The following is an 18,147-nucleotide window of genomic DNA, read 5'->3' as shown; positions in this document are numbered from 1 at the left end:
AAACAAAGGATACCGCTCCTCCCGGGGCTAAGGAACAACAAATTGCTTTTTCGGATTTAATTTTACATCAATTCTATCTCCGTTTATTGTAAAAGTGCAAAAGAATACTTTATTTTTGTTTCCCACGCAAAAAACAAACATTTGAAAGTTGTACATATAATTGAAGCATTAGGCGGAGGCATTTATACCTATTTTGAAGATCTAACCCATCATTTCGAAAAAGAAATCATTCTTCAAAAAGTACAAACTTCCATCCTATACAGTGCCAATCGCAAAGAGATTGACCCAGAAAAAGTAACCCAATTATTTGCTACTATTCCAACTGTCAAAATTGAGATGAGGCGAGAAATAAACTTCATTTCAGACCTTAAAGCATTACAAAAATTAGTCTTTGAACTTCAAAAAATCAAACCTGATATAGTCCATTTACATTCTTCTAAAGCAGGAGTTTTAGGGAGAATCGCTTGCAGTTTTTTGAACCCAAAACCAAAAGTTTTTTATACACCGCACGGATATGCGTTTTTGCGTACCGATATTTCTACTATGGCCAAAAAAGGATATTGGTACATCGAGAAATTCTTTCAAAAATTTTTCGGAGGAATCACCATCGCTTGTGGTGACTCGGAGTTTGAAATGGCAAAACAACTAGGAAAAGCCGAAATGATTAGAAATGGAATAGATATTTCTGCCATCGAAAACTATTCTCAAGCAGTTGATAATACAAAACTAACCATAGGAATTGCAGGTCGGATTACTGCGGCTAGAAATCCAAGACAATTCAATGCCATTGCTTTGCAATTTCCAGAGTATCAATTTGTATGGATTGGCGATGGAGAAGAACGCGATGAAATTACAGCCCCAAACATCAAAATTACAGGTTGGTTTATAGAAAAGAAACAGGTGTACGAGCAAATCAATGCTTTAGATATCTATCTTCAAACCTCGCTTTGGGAAGGATTACCTATCGCGGTTCTTGAGGCTATGGCATTACAAAAACCAATAATTGCGACTAAAATAAATGGCAATAAAGATACCGTTGTTCACAAAGAGACTGGCTTTTTATACCAAGAATTATCGGAGTTACCGGTCTATTTCAAAATCCTTGAAGATTCAAAAGTTAGAGCTCAATTTGGCAACAAGGGCAAAACAAGATGTAAAGATTTATTTAATACAACAATTAATTTCACAGCACTTCAGAAGTTGTATGAACGTTACTTTTTTGCTGCAGCCAAAAACTTCCAAAAATAGAAAACCAAAAGCCACTAAACGTAATTCCGTCGAAACGCAATAAAAAATCATCAGTCAAATTCGAAGTAAAAAAAAGAAAAAAGAAAGCAAAAATTAATGCGTTTTTTAAATCGATTCCCAGATAACCAATCGTTCCAATAAAAAGCAAAACCACTAGCGGCCCTAAAACACCAAACTTCAACAAAGAGTCTAAAAATTGATTGTGTGTAGGAAAAGCATATTTTGCTAAAAAATACTGATTCGTTTGTTTATAATAATTTACTAATTCTGGTTTTCCATCCGAAGCTCCAACGCCAAAAGGTAAATGTTGCAAAGATAATTCCCAAGCCGATTGCCAGATAGAAACTCTGGTTACGAGAGAATTAAAAACCTTTATTTCGGGATGATCAATTTCGTCAAGCTTCCCCACTTTGTCCATGTAAGCAAAAGTTACCGTGCTATATTTTTCTTTCATATACGAATTTTTTTGAATAAAGAGAAAAAGAACCCCACACACTACACCACCAATAACTACAGTATAAAGCAATACCTTTTTTAGGTCAAATTGTGCTGCAAAAAACGAAAACAATACCAATAAATACCCAACTAAAACATTGAATAAAGCCATTCGAGTATTAACTAAAAGCACAACAAAAAAAGAGATTACAAATATCAAAAAGGATATAAACACAAGTCCAATCTTCTTTTTCGATTGGCACCTTTGCATTAACAAATACAAGGCTGAAATACTCACAAAAACCAAGTGCATATTGAGAGCTGGAGCATGAATTCCGATAGAATTTGCAAAAACATAGCCCATTTCCCATAGGTGAATTCCATGCCAATACTTAGTGATATGCTCCGGAAAAACAAATACAAAACGCAACACAAAAGCAATCATTACTAATGTGGTACTATTTACATAAAATTGTAACAATTTTTGAAATGAAATGCGTTTGTAATTTCCCAAAATAATTAGTGGAAATAACACTAAAGAGACTGTCTTTTCTAAAGATTTAATACCTTGCGCAAAAGAATCATTGTTCCAAAATAGCAATAATTCTAACAAAAAAGGCGACGCGATTGTACTGGCTAAAATCAATGCCTTTCTAGATAACTTTATTTTCTTGAAATAGAACATATTAAAAATAGCGAAAGCAAAAATTAACCAAGTACAAGGCTTCCTGAAAATTAGCGTACAAGCTATCGCCACCAAAAAAAAAGAGAAAACTTTATTGAACTGCTTTTCGGAAATGGTCATAATAAAGAGCATAATAAATTAATGGGAAAACACCCATTTTGTGACGAATCGCTGATCCTAAATCAGGTTCAAAAACCCCTTGAATGATAAAAAAAGAAAATATAAAAAGAAGCATCCATAACTCGTAAACATATTTTTTTTTATCTTTTATGCAACGTGCCAATCGAACCAATAAAATATAAAACAGAAATAATTGCCAAATTACGAATAACAAAATTTGTGGAGAAAAAATATGCTTCAACCCATTAAGGGGTACATTTACAGTAAAAAAACCATACAAAATCCCTATGATTTCACCATACCAAGTGTCTGTTTTTACAGGTGAAACAATGCTTGAATTAGCATCAACAGATCCTAATCGGGCGCTATTTATAAGCTCTCTGCTTTGCTCTGAAAAAAATTCTCCTTGTACAAAGCCATAACTCAATGACAAAAAAATTACAATTACAATTCCGTAAAAAAGAGTTGCAAAAGTACGATTCGGAATCTTGACACAAGTAACCCAATACATTCCCATGGCTACGATAGGCAGTAGCGCAAAATAAGGCCTGTAGATAACTCCAAAAAACACAAAAAGAGACAAGGCTATAAATAAGGTAGTCTGAAAAGTAAAATGCTTATTTTGAAATAAGAAAACGATCACGGAGAGGTACAAAAAAGTAATAAACTCCTTGGAAGGCATTGCCATAAAAATCGCAATCATGATGAAAGCAAAATACACCAAAATATTCTTAATTGTAACTTTCTCAAACGTACTTGGAATTCCTATTTTATACAAAATACCCATTAAAATGGAAAACTGAATCAATGCAATTATTGAAAAAGGCAAATAACGCAAACCTGTAATTTTATAAAACAAAATAGTCAATGGGTAACTTCCAAAATAACCAATTTCGTTACCATTATCATAAGCAATTATAGCAGCATCATAAAAAAAACGTTTCGGTAAAATAAAACTCGCAGCAAAGGCCACAAATAGATTGAGTCCCACAAGGAGTAAAAAAGCTACTTTATTTTTTTTTATGAGTAAAGACATTTAGGTCTGATTGAAAATAGAAGTGACAAACTTAACTCAAAAACAACTTAATCCCGTCTTTGTAATACACAAAAAGAGCTGTTCCAAAATTCCAAAAAATTGCACTTGCCGAAAAAGCGATTGCCCCTCCTAACATTCCATAGGAAGGAATTAACCAGTAATTGAGAATAAAATTAAGACCAAGAGCGCCCAAAACAATACGTTGAAAAATTCGTTGCCGCCCAGTCATGTTTAAATAAACAGGAGCCGACCCAAAAAAGGCACAAAAACCTTGTCCCAAAACCAATACTACTAATGCCTCTTTCGCTGCTAAATAATTGGGGCCAAAAAAATTCAAAACAAACTCCGGAAAAATAAGCAATCCAATAACTGCGGGCAGCGTAATCGCTACAATTAATCGGGAACTATTTTGAACTATTTGCTGTACTTTTTCAATTTCTTTATTCGAAAAACTTGCTGCAATAGATGCCGAAACGGTAATGTTTATTGTTAAAATAATAACAGACAACAATGTCATTAACTTGACCGCCACCGAATAAAAAGCAACTGCTGCGTCACCTTGGTATTTTTTTAAAAACAAGATGTCAAAACTCATCATCAAAAAAATAGCCATTCCGCTTACAGCTATGGGAAAAGATTGAGTGATAATCTCTCGAGCTGAGAAACAATCTGTAGTGCAAATAGCTGTTTTTTTTGTAAAAAAATAAAAAGTTAGAACTGTAGTAACAATTCCCAAAAAAACAAAACTCAACAATAGAGCATCCACTAAATACAATTCTAATTGCCATTGAACTAATAAAACAGCCAGAACAATAATAGGCAAGTATTTAAAAACATTTCGAAATAATTCAGCTACTACTATTTCCTCTAATGCTCTAAAAACCTCAACGTTTAGAATAGCAAGTCCATAAAAAAACATAACTGCGGAGGCTTTGAATAGAAGGAAATAAGTTGCATTATCAGCAAAAAATTGTGTAATAACAGAAGCGTCCAATAGTACAAAAAAAAGAAATAAAAGTAAGGATGCTAAAAACAGCATCAAAACCATTTTTAAATATACTTTCTTCAAATGGCCTAAAGAATAATTAGGATACAAACGCCCTTTAAAATACAATATGGATTGGTCAAATCCTAGCAAACAAATACTACCGATTGCGAAAAGAAACGTACGCACAAAATCATATTGCCCAACTAGTTTAGGATCATATTTTTGAGTTAAAAACAAAGTAAAACCAAATAAAAGAACCACACCAAAAACCCGAATCAATAAGGTTAGTAAACTTTGCCGAACTACAGGATTTTGGACTGTTGTAAGTAAGTAGTATCGAATTGTTTTTAACACAATGGCTCTGTTTTGCAAAAGAAAAATATTTTTTTTAAGAAGCAATTACTTTTGATTTTGCTAATTGCTTTTGATAAAATCGAATGAACAAATGAATAAAAACAAATAATAATACTAGCAATACTGGCAATACAAACTTCATAACGCCATTTACTGATTTTGAAGTATCACTATTCAATGTGAATGTTACCTCTCTAATCGTTTTTTGAAAATTGATTAATTTTAATCGGTTTAGCCCTTGAATGTATAACAATTCCTGTTTGGTTTTAATAATATCATTCAGTTGTGTATTTTCATTATAATACATGAGCTTATCATTTTTTAATGCACTTTTTACATTGGCTGTAAACCCATTAAGAACTCCATTTATTTGTTGAATAATCGTGTCATTTTGAGTAATATCCTGTTTTAAATTTGCCAATCCTACCTTTTGTATGGCGGTAAAATATTCAGATTGATTTAGATAATTCAATAATGGTGTAATCAATTTTTTCTCACTAGTAGTTCCATTGGTAACAACCGCAATCGTATGGTACGTATAATTTTTACTAGTAATATTATCTTCAAGTACTTTTTTTACCTCTCCAACTTCTGCCATTAACTTAATCAACTCAAAGTTTCGCTCTTTATCTTCAATGAATTTATAAACATCAGCTATGGGTTTAATTTCAATTTTTATTAGATCTTCAGGTTGGGACAATCCTATTTCATTTTGTAAAAAAACGATATCGCCAGCATTAATTTTAGATTGAATCAAATTGATTTTTGCATACAAATAATCCACACTCCCAAAATTAGGAATTACAGTAATTTCAGTAGTATACAATTTATTATTCTTATCCAAAAACAATCCCAAACCAAAACCGATGATTAGTAATACTAAAACAACCTTCCGTTGATTTAAAAAAAACTGAATACAATAGAACAACAGGGTATTCAACCTTCCGAACCCTTTTTTTAGCTTACTGGTAATTTGAAATACATCAATTTCTGAATCGCTATGCGCGTTTAAATTCATGAGCTAATTATTTTACGTTGAAAATTTGTTCTAATATTTTAATGGTAATCAAGTAAGTTGGTTTTACACCAGTGGTTCCTAGTCCGCCTGAAGCTAATGTACTTCCCGTTTCCAGCGGGTTATCTGATGCATAATACGCATATCTGACCTTCACATCATGTGGAACACTCTTTCTGATTTTTGAAGCTGATTGAATGGCTTTCTGGTAATAAGAACCTTCCATTTCCAACCCAATAATTCCCCAGGTCGACTCATGGAAAAACTTCAATAAATCCCTGTTCTGCAATGAAGTTCCTAAAACAGTAACCATGGGTCCGGCAAAAACAGCAATATCATTGCCTTCAAACATCTCAGCCGACAATTCATTATGGAAAAAATAATTATCTGCCGTTCCTTCATTAATGTGTGCATTCGGAATCATAATGTCCCCTTTTCCACCTTCCAGAATCCCAGCTTTCCCCATGATAGAAACCGATTCCACATTCAATAAAGTGTCTTTTTTAAACGGTTTCAGCAACTCATCAATCGTTTCATACGCCTGTTCCCCAAAAGCATAATCCATAACAATCAGTACTGGTTTTTTATCTCCGGTGTTTGCCTTTGGAAATGAGGTTTTTTCCCAGTCAATTTTGGCAGTATCAAAAATCTGAATATCGATATTCGTTCCTGAGGTATCCGGCAACGAAATCATTCCAAATTTCAAGGCTACTTCTTCCACTTGGTTTCGCACAGCATCTGCTCCGGATTTACTCAATTCCTCGTAAATAAAGAAATCTGATTTGTCTTTGAACTTAGTTTTCAACACTTCGGTGGCAAAAATAGAATTCATCACACTGTGCATGTTCGCACTAATCACGTGAATAGGGCGGTCTAAAAGTTCGTTTTCTTCTAGCACTTCTTTAATTTTGGTAGCCCAAATTTCTCCATGAATGTGGTGTCCCAATCGCTCTCTTAAAATAGGACTAAAGGTGATTGTTCTCTTATTATCGTCTACAATTTCTTCAATGGCGAGTTTCCCCAACCAAAAGATAACATGCAAGAAACGATCTGGCGCAGCAGCTGAACCAAATGCGTCATAAATATCCAATACTTCCTCAAATGTTCTCCCAAGAATATTAGCGGCATGCGAAATGGCTTTCTCTTTTTCTACAAGAGTCAGTTTCTTCTTTTGGGAAACTGCTTGTTCCAGTTTGAACCAGTCTCGAGAAACTTCGCCGGCATCATCCAGTAAAACTCGGTTTCTAATTTTGTGTGATTCTATGAAAATAAACGTCAAATGCGTCAGAATATCATAAATATCCGAACGTCCTCGCGTAATTTCTACATTCATTTGCTCCTCATCGATACGGTAACAATTACGTCGCCTTTTTGGCGGTACAATTGCCTGAAAATGCGATTTAGAATACCCTTCATCCGAAGTTAAATTGATAAATCTGCATTCTTCTATTCCTACTGGCAGACGTTCAATTACATATAAAAGTCCGTTCAATTCTACTTTTTCTTCGGCAATATTTCCATAAATTTCTGGTCGTAATGCTAATAATGCTTCGCGCAATGTATCGCCTGAAATTCCCATCGGTTTGTAAAATCCCCTGTTAAAAAGGTGGCGCATCGTGATGTACATTTTTTCAATTGCTGCCGAAGACTCTTGTGCTCTGGAGCGTGATATATTTTTTGTTTCTTTCATTTTCTACTTATTTTCTAACCTTCAAAGGTAAGATATTTATTTACTTCTTAATAAATCCACTATACTTCTGTCATTGGAAAGCCTCGGGATTTTATTTTGACCGCCCAGTTTGCCTATCGATTTCATATACTCCTGAAAACCATTTTTAGCCACTTTGGTGACAACCACTTTTCGCAACACTTTACCAACAATCAAATCATCATAATACATGTTTTGTTTTCGCATGGCATTGTCCAGCGCTTCCGCAAAAGATACGCTGTCTTCCGGGTCGTTTTCAAATTCAATAAACCATTCATGATACGGCAATCCCTCTGCAGGAGTGATTTGTGGTGCCACGGTAAACTCATTGATTCGAATGGTAGTTCCAAGAATTGCTTCCTGTAACGCACTTTCCACTTCTTTCCCAATTACATGTTCTCCAAAAGCCGAAATATAGTGTTTGATTCTTCCGGATACTATAATTCTGTAGGGTTTTAAACTGGTAAATTGAACGGTATCGCCTAAATCATATCCCCAAAGTCCTGCATTAGTAGAAATGATTAAAACGTAATTCACGCCCAGTTCCACTTCACCAATCGTAAAACGTCTTGGTCCCGAACCTTCGGGATTCGTATAAAATTCGTCCGATTTAATAAATTCATAAAAAATTCCCGAGTTTAAAAGCAGTAACATTCCTTTTTCTTTTTGTGAATCTTGGTACGCAAAAAATCCTTCCGAAGCCGGAAACAGCTCAATACTGTCTACTTTTCGACCTATCAAATTTTCAAATTTGGCGCGGTACGGTTCATAATTTACACCGCCGTAAATAAACAAATTGAAGTTTTTGAAGATTTCCCCAACAGGCTTCCCTGCTTTTTGATGCAATTTCTCAAAATACATTTGCACCCAGGAAGGAATTCCAGAAATCACAGCCATGTTCTCGTTGATTGTTTCCTCGACAATTGCATTCACTTTAGTATCCCAGTCTTCAATGCAATTGGTTTCCCAAGAGGGCATTCGGTTTTTTTGTAAATATTTTGGAACAAAATGCGCTACAATTCCAGATAAACGACCAAATTTTATTCCATTATTCACCTCCAGAAGTGGGCTTCCCTGCAAGAAAATCATTTTTCCATCTACAAAATCAGCGTTACCGGTTTCATGAATATAATGCAAAATAGCGTTTCTGGCTGCTGTAATGTGAAACGGCATGGATTCTTTTGTCAAAGGAATGTACTTAGCCCCAGATGTTGTTCCGGAAGTCTTGGCAAAATAAAGTGGTTTTCCTTTCCAGAGCACATCAACTGACCCCTTGACCACCTTATCAATATAAGGTTTTAACCCTTCATAATCTCGAACAGGAACCTGATTCGTAAAATCATCGTAATTTTTAATTTGGTCAAAATGATGGTCTACGCCAAATTGGGTTTTATTTGCGTCTTTTATTAATTGTAAAAAAACTTTTTTTTGAGTTTCAATAGGATCAGTAGACCAAGCTTGTGTGGTATTGTAAATTTTTTTTGCAAATAATTTTGCTGCAATTGATTTTAGTGACATTTCTTCCTTCTGATTTTAATTGTTTGAGCCGCTGGGCGCACTCCATTTTATTGTAATAAAAACTATTTTACTTTATTGGAGGTTGACCCTTACCTTTGTTGGAGGATCGCAGGGAATTTACATTTTTCTCTTCCTGCGCAACCTGTTGCCTCAATTCTAATTCTTGTTTTGATGCAGACATATCAACCTGTGAAGGCGCTTCCTCTGCCTCCGCGAGTATTGAATCTTTATTGAATTTTGCATATTCTAATTCTCCGGTCAGCACTTTTTGAATCGATTGGATATAGGCTTCGTTTTGTTTTAATGCGCGTGACAAAGAATCCGATTTTAAAGACAATTCCATTGCATCCTTTTTCAATTTTGAAGAAGAATAGCCCGGTATAAATTCTCGTAAAGGAGTGAATGCAATGATAAAGGTGGTGACAAATGTAATAATTATAGCGCCCAAAGTTGCTACCACAAAAACGTTCATTAGGGTAAGTTTCAATGAAAAAGTTTCTTCAAAAGTATCTTCGTTTAGTATGATTAAACGTCTTTTATTAAATAAATTTTCCTTTAATTTCTGTCTTTTTAATCCTTTGTCGGGCATCTTTTTTGATTATTTAACAAATATAACAATTATTGTCGTTGATTGTATTCGCTTTTCTAGGATCATATTTCTTAATCTTGCATTCGTTTTTAATAAATTTTTAACGTTTTTAAAATTAAAATAAATGAATTTAAATGAGTTTCTATTAATTAATTCTCTATACCTTTGCTGATAGGTTTATTACAAACTTGCTTCGGCAAAAAATTATCGTATTATGAGTAGTATAGGTGTTACAGAAATCCTTATTATATTGGCGGTTGTTTTATTACTTTTTGGAGGTAAAAAAATCCCGGAACTGATGAAAGGCTTAGGAAGCGGAATCAAAGAATTCAAAAACGCAGCTAAAGAAGATCCGTCAGCTGATAAAAAAGTAGACGAAACAAAATAAAAAAAGGCTTTTCATAATTTGAAAAGCCTTTTTTTATAATTTAAATAACCATCGTCAACTGAATTCTCTTTCTTTCCTCATCTACTTCGGTCACTTTGACTTGAACATGTTGGTGCAATTTAACCACTTCATTTACATCACTAACAAAACCGGCTTTGAGTTGCGAGATGTGAACCAACCCGCTTTCTTTGACTCCAATATCCACAAAACAACCAAAATTAGTAATGTTATTGATAATTCCCGGCAAAATCATTCCTGTTTTTATATCTTTTATCATTTTTACATTCGGATCAAATTCAAATACTTTAGCTGATTGTCTGGGGTCTAATCCTGGTTTCTCTAATTCCTTGAAAATGTCTTTCAATCCCAATAAACCTATTTCTGGTGTACTATAGTTTTCTGGTTTTATCAAAGCGATTTTCTCTTTGTTGGCAATCAAATCATGCACCGTCAATTTCAAATCTTTAGCCATTTTTTCTACAATTCCATAGGCTTCCGGATGAACCGCTGAATTATCCAATGGGTTTTTTGCATTCGAAATTCGGATAAAAGCAACGCCTTGTTGGTACGCTTTTTCACCCAAACGCGGCACTTTTTTAAGTTGTTTTCTATCTGTAAAAGGACCATTATCCGAGCGGTATTGTATTATATTTTCAGCCAGCTTCTCTCCTATTCCACTCACGTAACTCAATAAATGCTTGCTCGCAGTGTTTATGTTTATCCCAACTGAATTCACGCAACGAACCACTGTATTATCCAATTCTTCTTTCAACTTGTTTTGGTCCACATCATGTTGGTATTGGCCTACGCCAATGGCTTTCGGGTCAATTTTTACTAATTCGGCCAATGGATCACTTAATCGTCTACCTATAGAAACCGAACCTCGAACCGTGACATCATAATTCGGAAATTCATCTCTAGCAATTTTTGAGGCAGAATACACCGATGCTCCCGCTTCTGAAACGATAAAAACCTGGACCGGTTTGTCGAAAGCTATTTTCTTGATGAAGAATTCGGTTTCACGCGAAGCCGTTCCGTTTCCTATTGAAATAGCATCAATTTTATACGAATTTACCATCGAACGAATTTTTTTCATCGCCATCGCTTCCTCTTTTTGAGGCGCATGCGGATAAATAGTTTCATTGTATAACAAATCTCCTTTTTCGTCCAAGCAAACAATTTTACATCCGCTTCTAAAACCGGGATCAATCGCCAGAATTCGTTTTTCACCCAACGGCGGCGCCAGTAATAACTGTCCAAGATTGTTCGCAAAAACCTGAATAGAATTGGCATCAGCCTTCACTTTAGCTTCTTGCAAAGTTTCATTTGAAATCGCCGGATTCAGCAATCGTTTGTAACTATCTTCGATAGCTAATTGAACGTGCGGTGTGGTTTTATTTTCACTTTTTAAAACTAACGCATCAATAATAACATACGCTTCATCAATATCAACTTCTACTTTAACCTTAATAAAACCTTCATTTTCGGCACGGAGCATGGCTAATAATCTGTGTGAAGGTGTTTTAGTCAACGGCTCAGACCAATCGAAATATTGATTAAATTTTTGTGCTTTTTCATCTTCTTTCTTTGTTTTTACCACTTTAGTCGTAATAATGGCTTTGCGTTCGTACAATCGTCGGAGTTGCTTTCGAACATAACTATTTTCATTAATCCATTCAGCAATAATATCTCTGGCGCCTTGTAGAGCTGCTGCTTCATTGCTTACTTTTTCGTTCAAATATTTTGTCGAAATAAAATCGACATCATCATTATTTTGCGCCATAATGATTTTGGCTAGTGGTTCCAATCCATTTTCTCTAGCCACATCGGCTTTGGTTTTTTTCTTCTTTTTGAATGGGAGATAAAAATCCTCCAATTCCTGTAAATCGAAACTTTGTTGTATTTTTTTTTCTAATTCTGGACTGAGCGCATTTTGTTCCTGAATCGATTTTAAAATCGCTTCTTTACGTTTTACAATCACTTCGTATTCTTTTTGAAGCTTTGCAATTTGTTCTATTTGTACCTCATCCAGATTTCCTGTTGTATCTTTTCGATAGCGAGAAATGAAAGGAATAGTACAATCTTCTTGTAATAATTGTACTGTTTTTTGAATGTTTATTGCTGCAGTCGCAACGACTTTTGATATGAATTGTATGTTAGTCATTTTAAATTTAAGATTATAAAATCATGTTGCTAAAATAGTATCTTTGAGTCAAAATTTCTTATTTATGTCTTTTTTATTCTGGTATTTTGCACTCATTAATTTGGTTGCTTTTTCAATAATAGCAGTTGACAAACAGCTAGCTGTAAATCAAAAAAGACGCATTTCAGAACTTAATTTGTTGCTGCCAAGCGTTATTGGCGGAACAATTGGTTCCGGGTTAGCAATGCTTTTATTTAGACATAAAACCTCAAAAGAAAGCTTCCTTTTGAGGTTTTACGGAATTATAGTAATTCAAATTTTAATCCTTTTGGGACTGTATAATTTTGGAATAATTAAATTCTAGCAAGAAATTTTATCTACTCTATTTTGGTGTCTTCCACCTTCAAATTCAGTACTTAAAAATGCTTCAACCATTTCTACTGCTTGTGGAATTGAAGTGTACCGAGCGGGAATACTAATAATATTAGCATCATTATGTTGACGAGCTAAAACTGCTATTTCTTTCATCCAGCATAAAGCCGCACGAACTTTAGATTGTTTATTGACTGTCATAGAAATTCCGTTGCCACTCCCGCAAATAACAATTCCAAAATCAGCTTTTCCCTCTGCAACATCTGTAGCAACAGGATGACCAAAATCTGGATAATCTACACTTGCTGCTGAATCTGTTCCGTAATTAGTTACTTCATGTCCTTTTGCTTGAAGCATTTCCACAATTGCTTTTTTGTATTCCGGGCCTGCATGATCGTTTCCTATGGAGATTTTCATATACTATGTATTAAATAATGTTGTGCAAATTTAAATAAAGTAATCTATTCTGATGAATTAAATAAGTCCTATTTATTTGATAAATTCAATTTAAATATACCTTTAAAATTGAATTTAATATTTTATTTTGTAACTATCAGATCCTTATTTAATTAACAGTTATTAACAATTCCTTTTAATCCATAAATAGTTGTAAATCAATATAAATTTTGTATTATAAATGTTAAAATTTTACATTGTTAATAACGAAATACAATTGCTTGATATTCAGTTAACTTTAAATTAACGTACTATGTTCATAACTTAAGATAGAATCTTAGAACTATTTTTGGGTAATATCTAAAAAATAAGTAATCCAAAACCTAGTTTTTAAATCCTAATTTAGTTTCGTTAATTTTTAGAATAGTTATTAATATTAAAAAGTGGGTTATCAACAAAATAGTGTTGTGTGAGTTATTTACAAAACCACTAGTTTTTATATTATCAACCATTGTTAATTAAAATATAAAAAGACTTTAAAATTAATACTTTATCTTAAAATAAGTATGTTAATAACTCTTAATAACATCTTTAAACTTGATTTCAACCATTTTTAAAATAAATTTATTGCCACTATTAACATACTATAATAACAACCAAAAAATAATTTAAATTTAATTTTTCTTTTTATTTAAAATAATAGATGTTGACAACTTTCAAAAAAAGTACTGTTTTAGATTTAAACAATAGTCAGTTTTGTATTCAGGTTATCTAATAATTCCTGAACCTTTTCAAAATCATTAATATGAACTTTAAGTTTAATTCCACCATAAGCAAAACTGCCAAACGGATCGATGGAAACCAACGTTTCATTTTCAAAAAAATAGTTGATTTTTTCCTGTTCTAATAAATGCTTTAGTACCACAATTTCATGTGAATAATTAAAGGTTCTAATTATTTTGAAATCTTCCATTTTTTCAATTTTTATAAAGATACGAAAGTTATTTTTTTAATAAATATAATCCGTAAAATCTGTAATATGATATCTTCTTTGTAATTTTAGACTTTTAAGAACCGATTTATGAGTAAAAGACTAAGAAAGCCGATAAAAAAAGAGAAAGATTTCTCTGAAAAAATAATAAAAATATTATCGCAAAGTGCTAATAAAGCATTCAATTATAAACAGATAGGAGCAAAACTTGAGCTTGATGATACCGAAAGCAGAAATCAAATTATAAAAGATTTGAAGATTCTGGCTTCGCAAAACAAAATCATAGAATCAGAGCCGGGTAAATACTTAGTAAAAGCAGAAAGTAAGGAGTATTACGAGGGTAAAATTGATATGACAAGCCGTAAAACAGCTTATTTTGTTTGTGCTGAAATGGAAGAAGATGTTTTTATCCCGACCAATAACTTGAACCACGCCTTAGATAAAGACATTGTCAAAGTGTATGTATACAACCGCAGAAAAGGAAAAAGACCCGAAGGTGAAGTAATTGAAGTACTTGAAAGAAATAAAACAGATTTTGTGGGTGTAATTGACATTCAAGCTAATTTTGCTTTTGTTTCTACTGCAAATCCAAAAATGTATACCGATATTTTTATTCCAAAGGATAAAATAGGCGAGGCCGAACAAGGTGATGTCGTTTTGGTACACATTGAAGATTGGCCGGCCAGAGCTGATAGTCCTTTTGGTTCCGTAATAAAAGTTTTAGGAAAACCAGGGGAACACGATACAGAAATTCATGCCATTCTTGCAGAATATGGTTTGCCGTCAGAGTTTCCTATTGAAGTAGAAATGTTTGCACAAAAAATTGATACTTCAATAGAAGAAAATGAAATTGCTAAACGTCGCGATATGCGAGATACGTTGACTTTTACGATTGATCCAAAAGATGCGAAGGATTTTGATGATGCACTTTCATTTAAAAAACTAGAAAATGGTAATTACGAAATTGGTATTCACATTGCTGATGTTTCGTATTATTTACAAGAAGGAACAATCCTGGATGATGAAGCGTATCAAAGAGCAACATCAGTTTATTTAGTAGATAGAGTAGTGCCAATGTTACCCGAAGTATTATCAAACTTTGCGTGTTCGTTGCGACCAAATGAAGAAAAATATACGTTTTCGGCTATATTTGAAATTAACGAAACATCCGAGGTTATCAACCAATGGTTTGGTCGAACGGTAATTTACTCTGATCAACGTTTTGCGTATGAAGAAGCGCAGTATATCATAGAGACCAAAGACGATGTGATTCCATCAGAAATTTCGATCACGGCAAGTTCGTATCAAGTTTCGAAAGAAATTGTCGCTGCGACGCTAAAAATGGATGAATTAGCTAAAATTCTTAGAAAAAGAAGAATGGCTGAAGGAGCTATTACTTTTGATAAAGTGGAAGTGAAATTTAATTTAGACGAAGCCGGTGAACCGCAAGGCGTTTATTTTAAAGTTTCGAAAGATGCCAATCATCTGATTGAAGAATTCATGCTTTTAGCCAACAGAAAAGTAGCGGAATACATTGGAAAACAAAAGAAAACGTTTATTTACAGAATTCACGATGAACCCAATGAGGATAAACTTTTTGCGATGCAAGCTGTTATTGCTAAGTTTGGACATAAAATTAATTTTAAACAAGGTTCTATTTCACAAGCTTTAAATAAATTAATGGAAGATGTAAATGGTAAAAAAGAACAAAATTTAATTGATACCCTTGCGATTAGAAGTATGAGTAAAGCCAAATATTCAACGGATAACATAGGACATTATGGTTTAGCGTTTGATTATTATTCGCATTTTACATCACCAATTCGTCGTTATCCGGATGTGATGGTACATCGTTTGTTGCAACATTATCTGGACGGAGGTAAATCAGTAGATGAAGAAACGTATGAAACAAAATGCGTTCATTCGTCCACAATGGAAGGTTTAGCAACTAATGCTGAACGTGATTCTATTAAGTACATGCAGGTCAAATACATGCAAGATCATCAGGACGAGGAATTTTTGGGTGTAATTTCCGGTGTGACAGAATGGGGAATTTATGTAGAAATTATCGAAAATAAATGTGAAGGAATGTGTAGAATCAGGGATATAAAAGACGATTATTACACCTTTGATGAAAAACAATACGCACTTACTGGTGCAACTTCTGGAAAATTATTACAATTAGGAGATGAAATTTACGTTAAAGTAAAAAATGCTGATTTAGTTAAAAAACAACTGGATTTTAATTTTTTAAGAAGAATTGGAGAACCATTAAAATAAAAAAAATGAAATCAAAGATTCACGACACGAGTGCTAACGAACTGGCGAAGCAATACCAAAAAATAAATATTAGAAATAGGAGTAAAAAATTAGTGATTATTGCTTTTATATTTTTAAGTCAAATAACAAATGCTCAGATAACCAGAAATTTAGGAGATTTTGATGAAGTAAAAGTATTTGATAAAATCAGTGTTAAATTAATTGCAGCCTCAGAAAACAAAATTATTATAACCGGTGCTCGTGCAGATGAAGTGGAAACGGTGAATAAAAACGGTGAATTAAAAATCAGAATGCCTTTCCCTAAATTATTATCTGGAGATGATATTAAAGTTAAGTTATATTTTAAAACCTTGCAAAGTATTGCTGTAAGCGAGGGAAGTTATGTATCAAGTGACTCTGATTTTAAACAAACAGTATTAGATTTGAATGCAAAATCTGGAGGCGAAATAAAGTTAGAAATTGATGTTGATAAAGTAGAAGTGAAAGCGAATGCAGGAGGAATAGTTTCAGTATCCGGTAGAGCCAAAAATCAAGATGTTGTAATTACCTCGGGCGGAATTCTTAATGCTAAGGATTTAGAGACTTCTCAAACAACCATAAGTGTTGCTGCAGGAGGACAATCAGAAATTCATGCCACAATATTAGTGGATGCAAAAGTAAAAGCTGGAGGCTCAATTTTTATCTATGGAAAACCAAAACAGATTAACAAAAGTGTTTTCATTGGTGGTACTATCTTAGAGAAAAATTAGTATTTTAGTTTATTTTTCATACCAATAAATTTAGATATTTAATGATAAACGATATTCTAGCTGGTATTCCTTGGGGAATTTTCTTAAGTTTTATGATTGGCCCTGTTTTTTTTATTTTACTGGAAACAAGTATTATAAAAGGATTTAGAGCGGCTTTAATATTTGATTTAGGCGTAATTTTAGGAGATATTGTTTTCATCGGAATTGCTTATTTAGGCAGTTACCGGTTAATTCAAAGTTTAAAAGACCAACCAGCACTTTTTATTTTTGGAGGTGTGTTGATGCTCGCTTATGGTGTAATTTCTTTCCTGCAATTAAAAAAAGAAGAGAAAATAAATACAGACATTATCGATAAGGAAATAGTTAAAAAAAATTATTTAAGCCTTTTTATAAAAGGTTTTTTGTTAAATATTATCAATATAGGTGTACTTGGTTTTTGGTTGGCTATTATTATTTCAGTAGGACCAAAACTAGAAATGCAAACATTTAGAATGGTCACTTTTTTTATTGCAGTTATTGGAACCTATTTATTTATAGATTGTATCAAAATTGGATTAGCTAAACAATTAAAAACAAAACTTACCCCTAATAACATCCTTAAAATTAAAAAAGGAATCAGTATTGTAATGATGGTTTTTGGGATGGTTTTGATCACCCAAGGTTGGTTTCCGGAAGAAAAAGAATTGGTAAAAAAAGCATTTGATAAAATAGATAATTAAAGTCTATTACGTTTTTTTAAACCATTAAGAAATTAAGAAAAATTAAGTCTTAAGTCTTAAGTCTTAATAAAATGTAGTTTCTTAATGGTAAAAATTTGAGTCAAAAAAAAACTAAAGTGTTTTAAAGGTTTTATATTTTATTCGGATTCGAACCCTAATTTTCCTAAAAATTAGACATAAAAAAAACCTCCAAATTGCTTTGAAGGTTTTAGAGGCATCTCTCGAAGCTTTAGGACGGATTCGAACCCTATATTTATTTAATTTTTCCTAAAAATTAGACATAAAAAAAACCTCCAAATTGCTTTGAAGGTTTTAGAGGCATTTCTCGAAGCTTCAGGACGGATTCGAACCCTATATTTATTTAATTTTTCCTAAAAATTAGACATAAAAAAAACCTCCAAATTGCTTTGAAG

General features: G+C 33.1%; 16 protein-coding genes. 6 read left to right on the top strand and 10 right to left on the bottom strand.

Going from position 1 to position 18,147, the window contains the following annotated elements; all coding sequences use genetic code 11:
- Window positions 1-141 precede the first annotated feature (141 nt).
- Window positions 142-1,248 carry a glycosyltransferase gene (locus tag EKM01_RS00600; RefSeq protein ID WP_126766232.1) on the top strand — a complete coding sequence of 369 codons (1,107 nt, stop codon included), beginning with the start codon at window positions 142-144 and terminating at the stop codon, window positions 1,246-1,248.
- Here EKM01_RS00600 and EKM01_RS00595 read toward each other — a convergent pair.
- The 7 genes from EKM01_RS00595 to EKM01_RS00565 form a co-directional block, all read right to left on the bottom strand.
- Window positions 1,184-2,488: an O-antigen ligase gene (locus EKM01_RS00595; RefSeq protein ID WP_126766228.1), complete on the bottom strand. Its 1,305-nt coding sequence runs from the start codon at window positions 2,486-2,488 to the stop codon at window positions 1,184-1,186. The genes EKM01_RS00600 and EKM01_RS00595 overlap by 65 nt on opposite strands.
- Window positions 2,460-3,524: a hypothetical protein gene (locus EKM01_RS00590; RefSeq protein ID WP_126561362.1), complete on the bottom strand. Its 1,065-nt coding sequence runs from the start codon at window positions 3,522-3,524 to the stop codon at window positions 2,460-2,462. Before EKM01_RS00590 ends, EKM01_RS00595 begins: the two co-directional genes overlap by 29 nt.
- A 31-nt stretch (window positions 3,525-3,555) precedes the next feature.
- Window positions 3,556-4,866 (bottom strand): MATE family efflux transporter, encoded by a 1,311-nt coding sequence (locus EKM01_RS00585; RefSeq protein ID WP_158616075.1) that lies wholly within the window; start codon window positions 4,864-4,866, stop codon window positions 3,556-3,558.
- A 34-nt stretch (window positions 4,867-4,900) separates the two neighbouring features.
- Window positions 4,901-5,884: a hypothetical protein gene (locus EKM01_RS00580; RefSeq protein WP_126457764.1), complete on the bottom strand. Its 984-nt coding sequence runs from the start codon at window positions 5,882-5,884 to the stop codon at window positions 4,901-4,903.
- A gap of 7 nt (window positions 5,885-5,891) precedes the next feature.
- The gene (locus EKM01_RS00575; RefSeq protein WP_126561364.1) at window positions 5,892-7,571 is read right to left on the bottom strand and encodes a hypothetical protein; all 1,680 of its coding nucleotides are present in this window, start codon (window positions 7,569-7,571) and stop codon (window positions 5,892-5,894) included.
- A 36-nt stretch (window positions 7,572-7,607) separates the two neighbouring features.
- Window positions 7,608-9,107 (bottom strand): GH3 auxin-responsive promoter family protein, encoded by a 1,500-nt coding sequence (locus tag EKM01_RS00570; RefSeq protein ID WP_126766223.1) that lies wholly within the window; start codon window positions 9,105-9,107, stop codon window positions 7,608-7,610.
- Between the two features lie 67 nt (window positions 9,108-9,174).
- Entirely contained in the window at window positions 9,175-9,696 is a 522-nt protein-coding gene (locus EKM01_RS00565) for a peptidase (protein ID WP_126552842.1), read from the bottom strand.
- Between the two features lie 214 nt (window positions 9,697-9,910).
- Between EKM01_RS00565 and tatA the strand changes: the two genes are divergently transcribed.
- Window positions 9,911-10,084 (top strand): twin-arginine translocase TatA/TatE family subunit, encoded by a 174-nt coding sequence (tatA, locus tag EKM01_RS00560; protein WP_126454940.1) that lies wholly within the window; start codon window positions 9,911-9,913, stop codon window positions 10,082-10,084.
- 40 nt (window positions 10,085-10,124) lie between these two features.
- On the opposite strand, the gene EKM01_RS00555 is transcribed toward tatA, so the two are convergent.
- A complete protein-coding gene (locus EKM01_RS00555) occupies window positions 10,125-12,248 on the bottom strand; it encodes a Tex family protein (RefSeq protein ID WP_126766217.1) in 2,124 nt (707 codons plus the stop codon).
- Between the two features lie 64 nt (window positions 12,249-12,312).
- Here EKM01_RS00555 and EKM01_RS00550 point away from each other — a divergent pair, with 64 nt between their 5' ends.
- Entirely contained in the window at window positions 12,313-12,591 is a 279-nt protein-coding gene (locus EKM01_RS00550; protein ID WP_126766213.1) for a DUF1294 domain-containing protein, read from the top strand.
- On the opposite strand, the gene rpiB is transcribed toward EKM01_RS00550, so the two are convergent.
- Window positions 12,588-13,016 carry a ribose 5-phosphate isomerase B gene (gene rpiB, locus EKM01_RS00545; protein ID WP_126454933.1) on the bottom strand — a complete coding sequence of 143 codons (429 nt, stop codon included), beginning with the start codon at window positions 13,014-13,016 and terminating at the stop codon, window positions 12,588-12,590. The genes EKM01_RS00550 and rpiB overlap by 4 nt on opposite strands.
- Window positions 13,017-13,734: 718 nt before the next feature.
- A complete protein-coding gene (locus EKM01_RS00540) occupies window positions 13,735-13,968 on the bottom strand; it encodes a DUF2007 domain-containing protein (protein WP_126454931.1) in 234 nt (77 codons plus the stop codon).
- Between the two features lie 108 nt (window positions 13,969-14,076).
- On the opposite strand from EKM01_RS00540, the gene rnr reads away from it, so the two are divergent.
- The 3 genes from rnr to EKM01_RS00525 are packed head-to-tail and all read left to right on the top strand — an operon-like array spanning window position 14,077 to window position 17,734.
- Complete coding sequence (gene rnr, locus EKM01_RS00535; RefSeq protein WP_126766209.1) at window positions 14,077-16,266, top strand: ribonuclease R; 2,190 nt, start codon at window positions 14,077-14,079, stop codon at window positions 16,264-16,266.
- A 5-nt stretch (window positions 16,267-16,271) separates the two neighbouring features.
- Complete coding sequence (locus tag EKM01_RS00530) at window positions 16,272-17,015, top strand: head GIN domain-containing protein (protein WP_126577111.1); 744 nt, start codon at window positions 16,272-16,274, stop codon at window positions 17,013-17,015.
- A 41-nt stretch (window positions 17,016-17,056) separates the two neighbouring features.
- Window positions 17,057-17,734 carry a LysE family translocator gene (locus EKM01_RS00525; protein WP_126452318.1) on the top strand — a complete coding sequence of 226 codons (678 nt, stop codon included), beginning with the start codon at window positions 17,057-17,059 and terminating at the stop codon, window positions 17,732-17,734.
- Window positions 17,735-18,147 lie beyond the last annotated feature (413 nt).

The sequence above is a fragment of the Flavobacterium sp. RSP46 genome, from assembly GCF_003984825.1.
Lineage (GTDB): Bacteria > Bacteroidota > Bacteroidia > Flavobacteriales > Flavobacteriaceae > Flavobacterium.
The sequence above is the reverse complement of the archived record's forward strand: the minus strand, read 5'-3'. Positions and strand labels throughout refer to the sequence as shown.

Excerpts from the sequence above, each read along its gene's own strand:
- EKM01_RS00595 (WP_126766228.1), bottom strand. The coding sequence starts at position 2,488 with ATGACCATTTCCGAAAAGCAGTTCAATAAAGTTTTCTCTTTTTTTTTG.
- EKM01_RS00590 (WP_126561362.1), bottom strand. The coding sequence starts at position 3,524 with ATGTCTTTACTCATAAAAAAAAATAAAGTAGCTTTTTTACTCCTTGTG.
- EKM01_RS00580 (WP_126457764.1), bottom strand. The coding sequence starts at position 5,884 with ATGAATTTAAACGCGCATAGCGATTCAGAAATTGATGTATTTCAAATT.
- EKM01_RS00575 (WP_126561364.1), bottom strand. The coding sequence starts at position 7,571 with ATGAAAGAAACAAAAAATATATCACGCTCCAGAGCACAAGAGTCTTCG.
- EKM01_RS00570 (WP_126766223.1), bottom strand. The coding sequence starts at position 9,107 with ATGTCACTAAAATCAATTGCAGCAAAATTATTTGCAAAAAAAATTTAC.
- EKM01_RS00565 (WP_126552842.1), bottom strand. The coding sequence starts at position 9,696 with ATGCCCGACAAAGGATTAAAAAGACAGAAATTAAAGGAAAATTTATTT.
- tatA (WP_126454940.1), top strand. The coding sequence starts at position 9,911 with ATGAGTAGTATAGGTGTTACAGAAATCCTTATTATATTGGCGGTTGTT.
- EKM01_RS00555 (WP_126766217.1), bottom strand. The coding sequence starts at position 12,248 with ATGACTAACATACAATTCATATCAAAAGTCGTTGCGACTGCAGCAATA.
- EKM01_RS00550 (WP_126766213.1), top strand. The coding sequence starts at position 12,313 with ATGTCTTTTTTATTCTGGTATTTTGCACTCATTAATTTGGTTGCTTTT.
- rpiB (WP_126454933.1), bottom strand. The coding sequence starts at position 13,016 with ATGAAAATCTCCATAGGAAACGATCATGCAGGCCCGGAATACAAAAAA.
- EKM01_RS00540 (WP_126454931.1), bottom strand. The coding sequence starts at position 13,968 with ATGGAAGATTTCAAAATAATTAGAACCTTTAATTATTCACATGAAATT.
- rnr (WP_126766209.1), top strand. The coding sequence starts at position 14,077 with ATGAGTAAAAGACTAAGAAAGCCGATAAAAAAAGAGAAAGATTTCTCT.
- EKM01_RS00530 (WP_126577111.1), top strand. The coding sequence starts at position 16,272 with ATGAAATCAAAGATTCACGACACGAGTGCTAACGAACTGGCGAAGCAA.
- EKM01_RS00525 (WP_126452318.1), top strand. The coding sequence starts at position 17,057 with ATGATAAACGATATTCTAGCTGGTATTCCTTGGGGAATTTTCTTAAGT.